We start from the raw sequence: 13,589 nt of genomic DNA on the forward strand, positions 1-13,589 counted from the left end.
GAAGTGGCGATGGAAGAGGCCTTCTCGGTCGACGACCTGATCGCCTGCTATGCGCGCGGCGTCTTCCCCATGGCGGACGCCCGCGAAGACGAAAGCGTCTTCCTGATCGATCCCGAGCGGCGGGGCATCCTGCCGCTCGGGGGCTTTCATATCCCAAAGCGCCTCGCGCGCACCGTGCGTACTGGTCCTTATGAGGTCCGCGTCGACACCGCCTTCGAGGTCGTGATCGAGCACTGCGCGGCGTCCAAACCCGGCCGGGTCGAGACCTGGATCAATCACCCTATTCAGCGGCTCTACGGTCAGCTCTACGCCCGTGGCCTTGCGCACAGCGTCGAGACCTGGCTGGACGGCGAGCTGGTCGGCGGCCTCTACGGCGTCTCGCTGGGGGGGGCGTTCTTCGGCGAAAGCATGTTCTCGACGGCGCGCGACGCCAGCAAGGTGGCGCTGGTGCATCTGGTCGCGCGGCTACTCGCGGGCGGCTATCAGCTGCTGGACACCCAGTTCATCACCGATCACCTGATGCAGTTTGGCACGGTCGAGATCAGCCGCGCGGACTATCGCCGGCGGTTGGCCAAGGCCCTGGCGGTTCCGGGCGACTTCTACGGCTTGGCGGGCGGCGCGACCGGCGCGGCCTGCTTGCAGGCGATCAACCAGGCGTCATAGACCGGGTGCTGCAGCGGGTTCAGGCTGGGCGTGCTGGCGTACATCCAACCCTTGTAGACCTGTCGTCCGGGCGGCGCGGCGCGACCGGCCTGGGCCTTGGGCTGGGTGTCGACGACGACATAGGCGGACGTCTCCGGCGCGATCTCGTCCGACGCGGCCGTCTCGCAGGCGCGGACGGTGAAGATCAGGGTCTTGTAGCGGATCGGCTGACCCACCGGGACCTCGAACCGCATGGTCTCGGTCGTGACCTTGTCCAGGGCCTGCAGAATGGCGATCGTATAGCGGCCGCGCTTGGCGGCCTCGACCGGCTTGGCCGGCGCGGTCTCGGCGACCGGCTTGCGCGTGGTCGCGGGCGGCGGCGAAGCCGGCGGATTGGGATTGGCGACGGCCGGCGAGACCTGAACCGGCTGAGCGGCCTTTTGCTCACCTGTCGGCGCGGGCAGCTGGCCAGCCGGACGCGGCGTCGGCGCCACGGGCGCTTGCGGCGCCAGAGGCGCGGTCGGCGGCTGGTACTGGGCGTTCTGACGCGCCAGGGCGGCGCCCGTCACGGCCAGGCCGGACAAGGCCGCGGCTGCGGCGAGCAGGAGCGCCCGGCGGGCCATGCGGCTTATTCCGGCTTCCAGGCTTCGTAGTCGCTGGTGGCGGCGGCGCGTTCGCCGCCACGGGTCAGCGAACCCTTCGGACGCCAGGCATGGACGGTGCCGGTCAGGTTGGGCAGGTGATCCTTTTCCCACGCGCGACGCGGCAGTGGAACCTGGGTCGGCGGCTCGTCGAAGGTGTAGTGCAGCCAACCGCTCCAGTCCGGCGGGACCTTCGAGGCTTCGGCATAGCCGTTGTAGATCACCCAACGGCGCTTGCGCTGATCGTACGAGTCACTGTTGTCGCGGGCTTCGAAGTAGCGGTTGCCCTGTTCGTCCTGGCCCACAAAGATACCGCGGCGGCCGATATGGAAGCGCTGACCCAAGGTCGCGCCATTCCACCAGGTAAAGATCGCTTTCAGCACTACGTTCGCACCCGAAAATCTGAGGGCTCAAAAGGCGTCGCGGCAGGCGCGACGAAGCGGCCGGACTATAGGGCTCCAGGCCCTCAGCGTCCAGCGCCGCCAAGCCTCACCGCACTTCAACATGTTGTGGATTAGGCCGTGCCGACCCACGACATCTATTGAGGCCGATCAACCAAGGTTCTAGGTTGACGTGCGACCTTACGCGCATCCCATGCATCTAGAATCGGGCATTAGGGATTTGGTAAGATTATGAACTGGCAGACCGAGACCAGGAAGTAGCGATGCGCACGACCGCCAAAGCCGCCGGACTGGTTCCCGCCATGGAATGGCGCGATCTCGAACGCGCCGATAGCGTGGTGGTGGTTTCCGCACCACCAGCCTGGAGTGACGCCCGAGTCGAGGCCTGGCTGGACTGGGCTGGTGAGATCGAGCCTAAAGCGCCGCTGGGCGGCGGTCCTGCCCGTTACGCCGAACGCATCGCCAAGATCGGTCTGGCCCGCGGCGTGTTCGGCGACAAGGCGGATGCCGCCGCCTTCAAGGACGCCCTGCTGGCCACCATGCTCTCGGGCATCGCCACCCCGGCTGGCGGCCAGTCGCCCCTGGATCTGCTGCCCGAGATCGTCGAGTTCGAGTTCCAAAGCACGGTCAAGGATCGCCTGGCCCGCCGCCGCGGCCGCGTCCTGGCCGCCCAGGCGGCCGCGCGCCTGGATGCGGCCCTGGCCCAAGTCGCCGACGCTGTTCGCCGGTGCTCGGGCGACGCCCGCGCTTGCATGGACGTGCGCAAGAACCCGGCCCTGGCCCGCGCCGCTCGCAAGGCGCGTGAGCTGGGCGCCGACGACCGCACCATTCTCGACGCCATCGCCACGGCCGACGCGCCACGTGTCGCACCGCTGGAAACCGCGCCTGAGCCTGAGCTGGCCATGATCGCCTCGGCCACGCGCCAGAGCGTGGCGGCCGGCGACGAAGGCGCCGCCCTCGCCGCCCAGGTCGGCTGGGAGACTAGCGCCCTGACCCTGGCCCTGTCCCCGAACGACGCCGAATTGCTGTCGCGCGGCGTGGGCGTCGGCGCGGCGATCGACGCCAGCGCCTTCCTCGACGCCGACGGCTTCGACGTCGAACGCTTCACCTATGTCTGCCACCTGTGGGGCACGGCCCTGGAGCTGGATCGCGACGAGGTTCCTGCCCGCCTGGCCCTGGCTGGGGTCGGCGACTGCCTGCTCAGCCTGGGCTATGCCCAGACGAGCATCGAAGGCCGCGACGGCGCCGCCGCGCTGTGGGCTCTTGCTGTCGGCGCCGCCTTGTCGGCCAGCGCCGAGGCCGCCGCGGTGCTGGGCCACGACCCTGCTTTCGCCCAGGACAAGCAGGGGGTGCTGAAGACCCTGGCCGAACGCCGCGTCCGCGCCGCCGCGCTGCGCTCAGCCCTGGCGACCGAGGCCGCCGCCGCTCTGGCCACCGCCCACGCCTTGGCCCGCAAACACGGCCTGCGCTCGGCGGCCCTGGTCGGTCCATTCGAGGACGCCGAAGCCGCCTTGCGTCTGGGCGGTTCGCCTGTCGGCGCAGCCGGCGCTCAGTCTCCCGTGTCAGTCAGCCAAACTGCCGATGGCTTCCTGCTGCCCACCTTCAGCCCCGCAGCCTTCGAGGCGCTGTCAGCCGAAGGTGTCGACCTGGACGCCGCCCGACGCCACGCCCTGGGCCACGGCTCGCTGGCCGAGAGCCCGGCGATCGACCACGTGATGCTGCAGGCCCGCGGCTTCACCGCCCACGAGATCGAGAAGGCCGAGAACGCCTTGCGTGAAAACCACGGTCTGCGCGACGCTTTCGCCCCGGCCGTGGTCGGCGCGGGCTTCCTGCGCGACGTGCTGGGCGCCTCGGCCGAGGATGTCGCCCGCCGCGACTTCGACACCCTGGCCTTCGCCGACTTTTCGCCGACGGAGATCGCCGTTGCCGAGCGTCACGCGCTGGGTGCGGGCCGCCTTGGCGATTGCGACGCCCTGAACCCAGAGCTGCGCGAAGCCTTCCAGTCGGTGGAGGGCCCGACCTTCGCCGATCGTCTGGCCATGCTGGCCGCAGTCGAGAGCTTTGCCTGCCGGCCCAGCCCGGTGACCATTCCCGTGGCCTTCGACAGCCGTCCAGCCGACGCCGTGCGCGCCCAGGCCGCCGCCGCGCGCGCTGGCGTTCGCGCCCTGCGCTTGCAACGGGCCGAGGCGCCGGCCGACTTCAAGCTGGACCTGCCCGAGGAGCCGACCGCCGAGCCGGCCCGCGCGGCGCCGGTCCGCGAACCCGTCGTCACCGAACGCGTGGTCGAGAAGATCGTCGAGCGCGACCGCTCGCGCCGCCGCCTGCCCGATCGCCGCAAGGGCTATATCCAGAAGGCGGCCGTCGGCGGCCACAAGGTCTATCTGCATACCGGCGAGTACGAAGACGGCGAGCTGGGCGAGCTGTTCATCGACATGCACAAGGAAGGCGCGGCGTTCCGCAGCCTGATGAACAACTTCGCCATCGCCGTGTCGCTGGGCCTGCAGCACGGCGTGCCGCTGGACGAGTTCGTCGAAGCCTTTGTATACACCAAGTTCGAGCCGGCCGGTCCGGTGACCGGCAACGACTCGATCAAGTCGGCGACCTCGATCCTGGACTACGTTTTCCGCGAGTTGGGCGTGTCCTATCTGGGCCGCGACGACCTGGCCAACGGCGACCCTGGCGAGTTCAACGCCGACGGTCTCGGCGCGGGCAAGCCCCTGGACGACGAGGCGCTGGCCGATGTCGAGCTGGATCCGGTGCCGGCCAGTCGCTTCATCTCCAAGGGCTTCTCGCGCGGCACCACGCCCGACAACCTGGTCTTCGCCTCGTTCGGCCGGCCGCGTGTGGAAGGCGCCGATCGCCCCGGCAACGAAGGCGAGATGTGCCCGGCATGCGGCGATCTTTCGTTGGTTCGCCGCGGCGGCATGACCGTTTGCGACACCTGCGGGGCTCAATCGGACCGACCGGGCCCGATGGCGTCGTCTTGAGTTGGCGTTAAGCTTGCTGCGGCAGGGTGAACACGACCCCTTCCGCGTAGGATCTGCGCCAGAATGAAACCGATCGCTCTTCTTTCGGCTCTCGCCGTGCTGACTCTCGCCACGGCGGCGTCCGCCCAGAACGCCGGCCAGATCGCCTCCGTGCGCAAGGGCGCCAACTGTCCGCGCTGCAATCTCTTCCAGGCGGATCTGTCGAACCTGACGCTGAACGGCAAGAACCTTGCGGGCGCGCGCCTGCGTCAGGCCGATTTCTCGACGGCGATCATGAACCGCACCAGCTTCGCCGGCAGCGACCTGCGCGACGTCAACGCCTATGGCGCGGTGCTGACCGGCGCCAGCTTCGCCCGCGCCGACCTGACCAACGCCAGCTTCGTCGGCGCCTATCTGCAGGGGGCGAGCTTCGCCGGCGCCAAGCTTTCGGGCGTCAATTTCTCGGGCGCTGAAATGAACCGCGCGACGGGCCTCACCCAGGGCCAGTTGAACCAGGCCTGCGGCGATGACTCCACGTTGACTCCGCGCGGTCTTTCTATCCCCCGCTGCCGTTAAATCCCCGTCATTACCGCGATTTAAGTGGTCTCTGGCCCGCCGTCGGTTCAAACCGTAACTCACACAGTCGCGTATGGACTGCACGGAGAAGTCGATGTCCCGCCTGGGCGTTTCCATTGCCGCCTTGACCCTGAGCCTCGTGGCCATGACCGGCCAGGCGCAGGCGTCGATGGACGACAAGAACGTCGCCAAGCTCACCTCGTTCGGCGGCATGTGCGTCAATTGCGACCTGGCTGGCCGCAAGCTGATGAACGCCAAGTTCACCGGCGCCAACTTCGTTCGCGCCGTGATGATCGGCGCCGACCTGCGCGGCGCAATGTTCTTCGGCAGCAATTTCACCCGGGCCGATCTGAGCCGCGCCGATCTGCGCGGCGCGGAAATGCGCGGCGCCAACTTCACCAACGCCATCTTCTCCGACGCCAAGATGTCGGGCATCGAGAGCAGCGGCGCCAACTTCACCAACGCCGTCATGATGCGGGTGGACCTGTCGTCCTCCGAACTGCATGGCGCCAGCATGCCCGGCGCCAATCTGGAGCGGGCCAACCTGTCGAGCAGCGAGCTGCAGGGCGCGGACCTGCGCGAGGTCAATGCCCGGGGGGCCAACTTCAGCTCGGCGGAGCTGATCGCCAGCAATCTGACCGGCGGGAATTTCGAGCGAGCCGTCTTCCGCAACGCCGAATTCAACAACGCCAACCTGCGCGGCGCGATCTTCAACGGCGCCGATTTCCGGAACGCAGACCTGTCGGGGGCCAATCTCAGCGCCGTGGATCTGTCGGGCGTGCGCGGCCTGGACCAGGATCAACTGGATGAGGCCTGCGGTGACAGCCGCACCCGCTTGCCTTCCGGATTGTCGGTTCGGTCCTGCAACGGCCGGCCTACACGGATCATGCTGCTGCGCGAGATGCCCAAGGCGCCGCCCGCCCCGCCGGCGCCGCCAGCCGCTCCTCGGCCGCCGCGCTAAGCGCCCCACCCGCCAAGAAAAAGCCCTCCGATCGCAAGACCGGAGGGCTTCTTTGTTTTTGAGCGTTCCGCTCGCCTTTAGACCTTGATGGGCGGGGCGGTGCGGATGTGCAGCTCTTTCAGTTGCTTATCCAGCACATTGGCCGGCGCATTCATCAGCAGATCCTGGCCCTGCTGGTTCAGCGGGAAGGCGATGACTTCGCGGATGGCGACCTGCTCGGCCAGCAGCATAACGATGCGGTCGATGCCGGGGGCCAGACCGCCGTGCGGCGGCGCGCCGTAGCGGAAGGCGTTCAGCATGCCGCCGAACTGCTCCTCGACCACTTCCGGGCCGTAGCCGGCGGTGGCGAAGGCCTTGAGCATGATCTCGGGCTTGTGGTTCCGGATCGCGCCCGAGCACAGCTCGTAGCCGTTGCAGACGATGTCGTACTGGTAGGCGCGGATGGTCAGCGGGTCCTGGGTCTCCAGGGCTTCCAGACCGCCTTGCGGCATCGAGAACGGGTTGTGGCTGAAGTCGACCTTCTTCTCGTCCTCGTTCCACTCGAACATCGGGAAGTCGACGATCCAGCAGAACTTGAACTGCTCCTCGGCGACCAGCTTCAGCTCCGTGCCGACGCGCGTGCGCGCCAGGCCTGCGAACTTGGCGAACACGGCCGGATCGCCGGCCACGAAGAAGGCGGCGTCGCCCGAGCCCAGGCCCAGCGATTCCATCAGGGCTTGCGTAGGCTCGCCCAGGTTCTTAGCAATCGGGCCGCCCCAGCCGCCTTGGTCTTCCGACCAGAAGACGTAGCCCAGGCCCGGCTGGCCTTCGCCCTGCGCCCAGCTGTTCATGCGGTCGCAGAAGGCGCGCGAGCCGCCGGTGGGGGCCGGGATCGCCCAGATGGCGTTCTTGGCGTCTGCGCCCAGGATCTTGGCGAACAGGCCGAAACCGCCGTCACGGAAGTGCTCGGAGACGTCCTGCATCTTGATCGGGTTGCGAGTGTCGGGCTTGTCGCTGCCGTACCACTTCATCGACTGAGCATAGGTCAAGCGCTCGAAGCCCTGGTGCTCGAACGATTGGCCCACATCATTGGTGAAAGTGTGCGTGCCTGAGATCGGCGACACCGGCTTGCCGTTCGAGAACTCTTCGAAGACGCCGTGCATGACGGGCTCGATGGCCGCGAACACGTCCTCCTGGGTCACGAAGCTCATCTCGACGTCGAGCTGGTAGAACTCCAGCGAACGGTCGGCGCGCAGGTCTTCGTCGCGGAAGCACGGGGCGATCTGGAAATAGCGGTCGAAGCCCGAGACCATCAGCAGCTGCTTGAACTGCTGGGGCGCCTGCGGCAGGGCGTAGAACTTCTCGGGATGCAGACGCGACGGCACCAGGAAGTCGCGCGCGCCTTCCGGCGAGCTGGCGGTGAGGATCGGCGTCTGGAACTCGTTGAAGCCCTGCGCGAACATGCGGTTGCGGATCGACTGGATCACACGCGAGCGCAGCACGATGTTCTTGTGCAGGGTCTCGCGACGCAGGTCGAGATAGCGGTGCTTGAGGCGGATTTCTTCCGGATAGTCCGGCTCGCCGAAGACCGGCAGCGGCAGCTCGGCGGCTTCCGACAGCACCTCGACGGCCGAGACGCGAATCTCGATCTCGCCGGTCGGCAGGTTGGCGTTCACGACGCTGGCGTCACGGGCGATGACCTCGCCGTCGATCTTGATCACGCTTTCGGCGCGCAGACGCTCGACGGTCGCAAAGCCTGGCGTTTCCGGGTGCAGGACCAGCTGCGTCAGGCCGTGGTGGTCGCGCAGGTCGATGAAGACCAGACCGCCGTGGTCGCGCTTGCGATGGATCCAGCCCGACAGACGCACCGAAGAACCGGTGTCGGACGCGCGCAGGGCGCCGCAGTTATGGGTGCGATAGGCGTGCATGGAGGTCATGAAAGTCTTGAATACGCGGTGATTTGTAAGGCGCGGACAGGCGCACGTGGGCGCCCTGATGTCAAGGATTCTGGGACCTTTTAGGCCTTTGTCTTGGCGCGCGTTAAACGGCGAAACCGCTTCACACTTTCGCCTAACGCGCTTTAGGCGGCCTCGATAATGGCCAGGAAATCCTTGGCCTTCAACGATGCGCCACCCACCAGCGCCCCGCCGACCTCGGCCGCGGCCAGGATCTCGCGGGCGTTGTCAGGCTTGACCGAGCCGCCGTAGAGGATCGGCGTGACCTTGCCTTGCTCGCCGAACTTGGCGACCAGCTCGGCGCGGATGGCCGCGTGCATCTCGACGATATTGTCGATCGAGGCGACATGGCCGGTTCCGATGGCCCAGATGGGCTCGTAGGCGACGTTGAAGGCCTGGCCCGTCAGGCTGGCCGGCAGCGAATTGCGGATCTGCTCGACGACATAGGTGACGGCCTGGCCGGCCTCGCGCTTTTCGAGCGGTTCGCCGACGCAGACGATCGGCTCCAGGCCCGCGGCCAGCGCCGCCTCGACCTTGCCAGCCACCTGAGCGCAGGTTTCGGCGTGATCCGTGCGACGTTCGGAGTGGCCCACGATCACCATAGTCCCGCCGGCGTCGACGACCATCTCGGCCGAGACGTCGCCGGTATGGGCGCCGCTAGCCTTGCCGTGACAGTCCTGGGCGCCGACCAGCACGGCCCCGCCTTCCACCGTTTCCGCCAGGCGGTGCAGCAGCAGCGCTGACGGGAAGATGGCGACGCGGGCCGCAGCCGGCTTCTGGTCCAGGGCGGCGGCGACGGCGCGGGCTTCGTCGAGAGCGGCCGAAAGGCCGTTCATCTTCCAGTTGCCGGCAACCAGCGGTCGGGGAGTCGTGCTCGAAAGGGTCATGAGCGCCTTCTTGGGGCCACGCTTACCGCGGAAGTCAAGTCCGCGCCGCTTGCCCCCCCGCCTTCGGCTCTACTATACCCGCTGCTCTCGACCGCTTTGCTCGTTCGCTTGGCGGTCCGACTGGAAGGTTTTCGCTCCCATGCTCGCCGGTTTCCGTTCCTTCGCCAAATCGCCGTTCGCGGTGCTGCTGTTTGGCCTGCTGATCGTCAGCTTCGCCATCTTCGGCATCAGCGACGTCTTCAAGGGCCCGCGCGGCTCGGGCGTGATCAGCGCCGGCTCGCGCAGCCTGTCGGCCCAGGACTTCAAGGTCCGGTTCGACAACTATCGCAAGGCGATGGAGCAGCAGAACGGCCAGGCCATGACGCCCGACCAGGCGGTCGAGCGCGGCGTGGACCGTCAGATCGTCCAGGAACTGGCGCTGCAGGAATCGATCGCCGCCTCGATCAGCAAGATGGGCGTCGTCCCGTCGGACGCCCTGGTCGCCAAGATCGTCCACGAGCAAATGAGCCAGCTTGCCCCGGGCCAGCGCCCGTTCGACTCGATCACCGGCAAGTTCGATCCCAAGCTCTATGCAGCGCTGCTGGCTCAGAACAACCTGACGCCCCAGTCCTACGAAGCCTCTCTGCGCGACGAGATCGCTCAAGGCCACTTCTTCTCGGCAGTCGCCGGCGGCCTGAAGGCCCCGCGCATGTACGCCGCCCTGCAGGCCGCCTTCGCCATGGAAGGCCGTAACGTCTCGGCCTTCGCGGTGAACCCGGCTTCGGTCGAAAAGCCCGGTCAGCCGACCGACGCCCAGCTGACCGCGTTCATGAACGAGAATCGCGAGCGCCTGACCCGTCCGGAGACTCGCGTGCTGTCGATCATGCGCGTCAGCGCCAAGGCTCTCGAGCCGACCGTGGCCCTGAACCCTGCCGACCTGCAGAAGGCCTTCGACTTCCGCAAGGACACTCTGGCCAAGCCGGAAACGCGTTCGCTGATCCAGATCGTGGCCCCCGACGCCAAGGCCGCCGCCACCATCTCGCAGCGTCTGCAGAAGGGCGAAGACCCCGCTGTCGTCGCCAAGGCGTTCGGCCGCACGCCGGTGGCCATCGTCGACAAGCCCAAGACCGCCCTGCCCGATCGCAAGGTCGGCGACGCCGCCTTCAGCCTCGCCGCCGGCCAGGTCAGCGCGCCGATCACGGGCGAGCTGGGCGTCTCGGTCATCAAGGTCACCAAGGTCACGCCGGGCGTCGCCGCGTCGCTCGAGTCCGTCCGCCCGCTGATCGAGGCCGAGGTTCGCGCCCAGACGGCCCAGAGCAAGGCCTACGATCAGACCCAGACCTATCAGGACGCTCATGACGCTGGCGCCGACCTCGTCGCCGCCGCCAGCAAGGCTGGCGCCCTGGTCGTCACAACTGCGCCGATCACCGCGCAGGGCGCGGACCAGACCGGCCAACCGATCGTCGGCCTGACGCCGGACATCCTGAAGACCGCCTTCGACCTGTCGCAAGGCGGCGAAAGCGACCTGATCGAAGCCGGCAAGGGCGAATACTACGCCGTCAAGGTCGAGAAGGTCATCGCCGCTTCGATGCCCGCCCTGGCCGAGATCAAGCCGCAACTGACCGCGGTCTGGCTGGGCCAGGAGCTGAGCAAGCGCGTGAAGGCCAAGGCCGACGAACTGGCCGCCCGCGCCAAGAAAGGCGAAGCCCTGACGGCAATCGCCGCCTCGGCCCAGTCGAACGTGCAGAAGGTCGACAACCTGTCGCGCCAGAACGCCCAGCAGCACATGGGTCTGGGCCGCGAGTTCCTGACCTCGGCCTTCAGCGCCAAGCCGGGCGATGTCTTCGTCGCGCGCGCCGGTCCGCAGGGCGAAGCCTATGTCGTGGCCAAGCTGGACGCCGTTCTCGGCGCTCCGACCGCCGACGTCGCCCGCCTCGCCGTCATGGGCCAGGCCCAGTCCGGCAACGCCCTGATGCGTGACCTGGGCGAAGCTTCGCGCGCCGCCGCCAGGACGCAACTGAAGACCAAGACCAACCTGACCCTGGCCCGCCAAGCCATCGGCGTCGACACCGACGCTCTGGCCAAGGCGGAAGCCGCCAAGGGCGGAAAGAAAGCCGAGTAATGAGTCTGGAACCCGCGTTCGACGCCTTTTCGGAAGCCTATGAGTCCGGAAAACCGCAGGTCGTCTGGACCCGCCTGATCGATGATCTCGAGACCCCGGTCTCGGCCTATCTGAAGATCGCCCAGGCGCGTCCCTACAGCTTCCTGTTCGAGAGCGTCGAGGGCGGGGCCTGGCGCGGCCGCTATTCGATCGTCACCCTGAACCCGGATCTCGTCTGGCGCTGCCGCGGCGACCAGGCCGAGATCGCCCAAGGCGACGATATCGCCGCTGGCCGCTACACGCCCCAGCCGGGCGGCGCGCTGGACAGCCTGCGTGACCTGGTCGCGCAGTCCCGCATGGAGCTGCCGGCCGGCCTGCCCCCGATGGCCGCCGGCGTGTTCGGGGCCCTGGGCTATGACCTGGTGCGCCTGGTCGAGCGCCTGCCCGACATCAACGAGGACACGCTGGGCCTGCCGGACGGGATCATGACCCGCCCGCAGATCGTGGCCATCTTCGACGCGATCGCCCAGGAGATCATCCTGACCACGGCCGTGCGTCCGCAAGCCGGCGTCTCGGCCAAGGACGCCTACGCCGCCGCTCGAACGCGAATCGAGGCGGTGATGGCCGATCTGCACCGGCCGCTGTCGCACGACGCTCCGCGTCCTCCGCGCGGTCCGATGGAGTTCACCACGCCGGTCAGCCGCGCCGACTACGCCGACGTGGTGGCCAAGGCCAAGAACTACATCGCCGCCGGCGACATCTTCCAGGTCGTGGCCAGTCACCGCTTCCGCGCGCCCTTCGACCTGCCGCCGTTCGCCCTCTATCGATCGCTGCGTCGGACCAATCCGTCGCCCTTCCTGTTCTTCCTGAACCTGGACGGCTTCAACCTGGTCGGCTCCAGCCCCGAGATCCTGGTGCGCCTGCGCGATGGCAAGATCACCATCCGCCCGATCGCCGGCACCCGTCCGCGCGGCGCCACGCCGGCCGAGGATGCGGCGCTGGAAGCCGAGCTGCTGGCCGATCCGAAGGAGCGCGCCGAGCACCTGATGCTGCTGGACCTAGGTCGCAACGATGTGGGCCGTGTGGCGATGCTGCGCGAGGCGGGCAAGAACCAGCCCAGCCAGATCGCCAAGGGCCCGCAGGTGCGCGTCACCGAGAGCTTCAAGATCGAGCGCTACAGCCACGTCATGCACATCGTCTCGAACGTCGAGGGCAATGCGCCCGAAGGCGTCGATCCGGTCGACGTGCTGATGGCCGCCCTGCCCGCCGGCACGCTGTCTGGCGCGCCCAAGGTGCGGGCTATGGAGATCATCGACGAGCTGGAGGTCGAGAAGCGCGGCATCGGCTATGCCGGCGCGGTCGGCTATTTCGGCGCTGACGGCTCGGTCGACACCTGCATCGTGCTGCGCACGGCCCTGGTCAAGGATGGCATGATGTACGTCCAGGCGGGCGGCGGCATCGTCGCCGACAGCGATGCGGACGGCGAGTACGACGAAACCCTGCACAAATCCCGCGCCCTCAAGCGGGCGGCCGAGGAAGCTTGGCGATTCAGCTGAGCCTTAGGGCTAATATTTTTCGCTAGGGACCGCCGAGCCGGTCGTCCGGGAGGTGCTGGGTGACCGCCGGCGGCGCCAGCACCATCACCGTGGCGAAGCTGAGCGCACAAACCGCGGCGAAGGCGGCGGCGGCCAGCACCGGCGCCATCTTCTGCACACGCTGCTTCTGCCGCAGCAGAGCGCGGGCATAGGCGACGGCGACGGGGTCCAGGGCGGAATCACGCGGGTCCATGCGCACATGATGCTCAAGTCTGCGACCGCTGTAACCGTAACTGAAGGCCGCGCGCGAAAATGCCGCTACACATAGGGCCAGCGCAGGCTAAGAACGAACCGCGAAAGGCGGCGTCATGATCCTGGTCATCGATAACTACGACAGCTTCACCTACAATCTGGTCCACTATCTGAACGAGCTAGGGGCCGAGACCGTCGTCTACCGCAACGATGCGCTGACGGTGCACGAAGCGTTGGGTCTCAAGCCCGCCGCCGTCCTGCTGTCGCCTGGCCCCAAGGCCCCCGACCAGGCCGGCATCTGCCTGCCCCTGCTGGCCGGTGCCCCCGTCGATCTGCCGATCCTGGGGGTTTGCCTGGGCCACCAGGCCATCGGCCAGGCGTTCGGCGGCGAGGTGATCCGCGCCAAGGCCGTCATGCACGGCAAGGTCAGCAAGGTCCGCCACGAGGACAAGGGCATCTTCAAGGGCCTGCCCAACCCGTTCACCGCCACGCGCTACCACTCGCTGGCCGTCCGCCGCGAAGACTTGCCGGCCGACCTGGAGGTCACCGCCTGGACCGACGACGGCGAGATCATGGGCGTGCAGCACAAGACCCGCCCAATCCACGGCGTGCAGTTCCACCCTGAATCCATCGCCACCGAGGGCGGCCACCAGATGCTGGCCAACTTCATCGACCTGGCCGGCGTCAAGCGCGACGCGGCGGTGTGGGTCTAGC

At 67.8% G+C, this 13,589-nt stretch carries 12 protein-coding genes; 7 read left to right on the forward strand and 5 right to left on the reverse strand.

Translation table 11 applies throughout. The features are described 5' to 3' along the window. The first annotated feature begins 9 nt into the window (after window positions 1-9). On the forward strand, window positions 10-663 hold the full coding sequence (aat, locus tag E1H18_RS18950; protein WP_172271382.1) for a leucyl/phenylalanyl-tRNA--protein transferase: 654 nt from the start codon (window positions 10-12) through the stop codon (window positions 661-663). On the opposite strand, the gene E1H18_RS18955 is transcribed toward aat, so the two are convergent. Both E1H18_RS18955 and E1H18_RS18960 read right to left on the reverse strand, forming a co-directional pair. After that, window positions 600-1,265, reverse strand: coding sequence for a DUF2155 domain-containing protein (locus E1H18_RS18955; protein WP_172271383.1), 666 nt, complete (start codon window positions 1,263-1,265; stop codon window positions 600-602). The two genes, aat and E1H18_RS18955, sit on opposite strands and share 64 nt — an antisense overlap. A gap of 5 nt (window positions 1,266-1,270) precedes the next feature. Beyond that, window positions 1,271-1,666, reverse strand: coding sequence for an NADH:ubiquinone oxidoreductase subunit NDUFA12 (locus E1H18_RS18960; RefSeq protein WP_172271385.1), 396 nt, complete (start codon window positions 1,664-1,666; stop codon window positions 1,271-1,273). Between the two features lie 281 nt (window positions 1,667-1,947). Here E1H18_RS18960 and E1H18_RS18965 point away from each other — a divergent pair, with 281 nt between their 5' ends. From E1H18_RS18965 to E1H18_RS18975, 3 genes are all read left to right on the forward strand, one after another. Next, window positions 1,948-4,671 carry a ribonucleotide reductase gene (locus tag E1H18_RS18965; protein ID WP_172271387.1) on the forward strand — a complete coding sequence of 908 codons (2,724 nt, stop codon included), beginning with the start codon at window positions 1,948-1,950 and terminating at the stop codon, window positions 4,669-4,671. A 63-nt stretch (window positions 4,672-4,734) separates the two neighbouring features. Continuing rightward, window positions 4,735-5,226 carry a pentapeptide repeat-containing protein gene (locus tag E1H18_RS18970; protein ID WP_172271389.1) on the forward strand — a complete coding sequence of 164 codons (492 nt, stop codon included), beginning with the start codon at window positions 4,735-4,737 and terminating at the stop codon, window positions 5,224-5,226. A gap of 94 nt (window positions 5,227-5,320) precedes the next feature. Continuing rightward, complete coding sequence (locus E1H18_RS18975; RefSeq protein ID WP_172271390.1) at window positions 5,321-6,187, forward strand: pentapeptide repeat-containing protein; 867 nt, start codon at window positions 5,321-5,323, stop codon at window positions 6,185-6,187. A gap of 77 nt (window positions 6,188-6,264) precedes the next feature. Here the strand turns inward: E1H18_RS18975 and aspS are convergent, their stop codons facing one another. After that, complete coding sequence (aspS, locus tag E1H18_RS18980; protein ID WP_172271392.1) at window positions 6,265-8,103, reverse strand: aspartate--tRNA ligase; 1,839 nt, start codon at window positions 8,101-8,103, stop codon at window positions 6,265-6,267. 143 nt (window positions 8,104-8,246) lie between these two features. Continuing rightward, window positions 8,247-9,008 (reverse strand): triose-phosphate isomerase, encoded by a 762-nt coding sequence (gene tpiA / locus E1H18_RS18985; RefSeq protein WP_172271394.1) that lies wholly within the window; start codon window positions 9,006-9,008, stop codon window positions 8,247-8,249. Window positions 9,009-9,147: 139 nt separating this feature from the next. On the opposite strand from tpiA, the gene E1H18_RS18990 reads away from it, so the two are divergent. Continuing rightward, a complete protein-coding gene (locus E1H18_RS18990) occupies window positions 9,148-11,109 on the forward strand; it encodes a peptidylprolyl isomerase (RefSeq protein ID WP_172271395.1) in 1,962 nt (653 codons plus the stop codon). Further along, entirely contained in the window at window positions 11,109-12,644 is a 1,536-nt protein-coding gene (trpE, locus tag E1H18_RS18995) for an anthranilate synthase component I (protein ID WP_172271397.1), read from the forward strand. Before E1H18_RS18990 ends, trpE begins: the two co-directional genes overlap by 1 nt. A gap of 22 nt (window positions 12,645-12,666) precedes the next feature. Here the strand turns inward: trpE and E1H18_RS19000 are convergent, their stop codons facing one another. Continuing rightward, window positions 12,667-12,876 carry a hypothetical protein gene (locus E1H18_RS19000; protein ID WP_172271399.1) on the reverse strand — a complete coding sequence of 70 codons (210 nt, stop codon included), beginning with the start codon at window positions 12,874-12,876 and terminating at the stop codon, window positions 12,667-12,669. 115 nt (window positions 12,877-12,991) lie between these two features. Here E1H18_RS19000 and E1H18_RS19005 point away from each other — a divergent pair, with 115 nt between their 5' ends. Next, window positions 12,992-13,588 carry an aminodeoxychorismate/anthranilate synthase component II gene (locus E1H18_RS19005; protein WP_172271400.1) on the forward strand — a complete coding sequence of 199 codons (597 nt, stop codon included), beginning with the start codon at window positions 12,992-12,994 and terminating at the stop codon, window positions 13,586-13,588. Window position 13,589: the final 1 nt, after the last annotated feature.

The organism is Caulobacter sp. RHG1, from assembly GCF_013181195.1.
Classification (GTDB): domain Bacteria; phylum Pseudomonadota; class Alphaproteobacteria; order Caulobacterales; family Caulobacteraceae; genus Caulobacter.

Bases quoted from the DNA above. Each gene is read 5' to 3' on its own strand.
- E1H18_RS19005 (WP_172271400.1), top strand. From the start codon at position 12,992: ATGATCCTGGTCATCGATAACTACGACAGCTTCACCTACAATCTGGTC.
- E1H18_RS18990 (WP_172271395.1), top strand. From the start codon at position 9,148: ATGCTCGCCGGTTTCCGTTCCTTCGCCAAATCGCCGTTCGCGGTGCTG.
- aat (WP_172271382.1), top strand. From the start codon at position 10: ATGGAAGAGGCCTTCTCGGTCGACGACCTGATCGCCTGCTATGCGCGC.
- aspS (WP_172271392.1), bottom strand. From the start codon at position 8,103: ATGACCTCCATGCACGCCTATCGCACCCATAACTGCGGCGCCCTGCGC.
- E1H18_RS19000 (WP_172271399.1), bottom strand. From the start codon at position 12,876: ATGGACCCGCGTGATTCCGCCCTGGACCCCGTCGCCGTCGCCTATGCC.
- E1H18_RS18955 (WP_172271383.1), bottom strand. From the start codon at position 1,265: ATGGCCCGCCGGGCGCTCCTGCTCGCCGCAGCCGCGGCCTTGTCCGGC.
- trpE (WP_172271397.1), top strand. From the start codon at position 11,109: ATGAGTCTGGAACCCGCGTTCGACGCCTTTTCGGAAGCCTATGAGTCC.
- tpiA (WP_172271394.1), bottom strand. From the start codon at position 9,008: ATGACCCTTTCGAGCACGACTCCCCGACCGCTGGTTGCCGGCAACTGG.
- E1H18_RS18970 (WP_172271389.1), top strand. From the start codon at position 4,735: ATGAAACCGATCGCTCTTCTTTCGGCTCTCGCCGTGCTGACTCTCGCC.
- E1H18_RS18965 (WP_172271387.1), top strand. From the start codon at position 1,948: ATGCGCACGACCGCCAAAGCCGCCGGACTGGTTCCCGCCATGGAATGG.
- E1H18_RS18975 (WP_172271390.1), top strand. From the start codon at position 5,321: ATGTCCCGCCTGGGCGTTTCCATTGCCGCCTTGACCCTGAGCCTCGTG.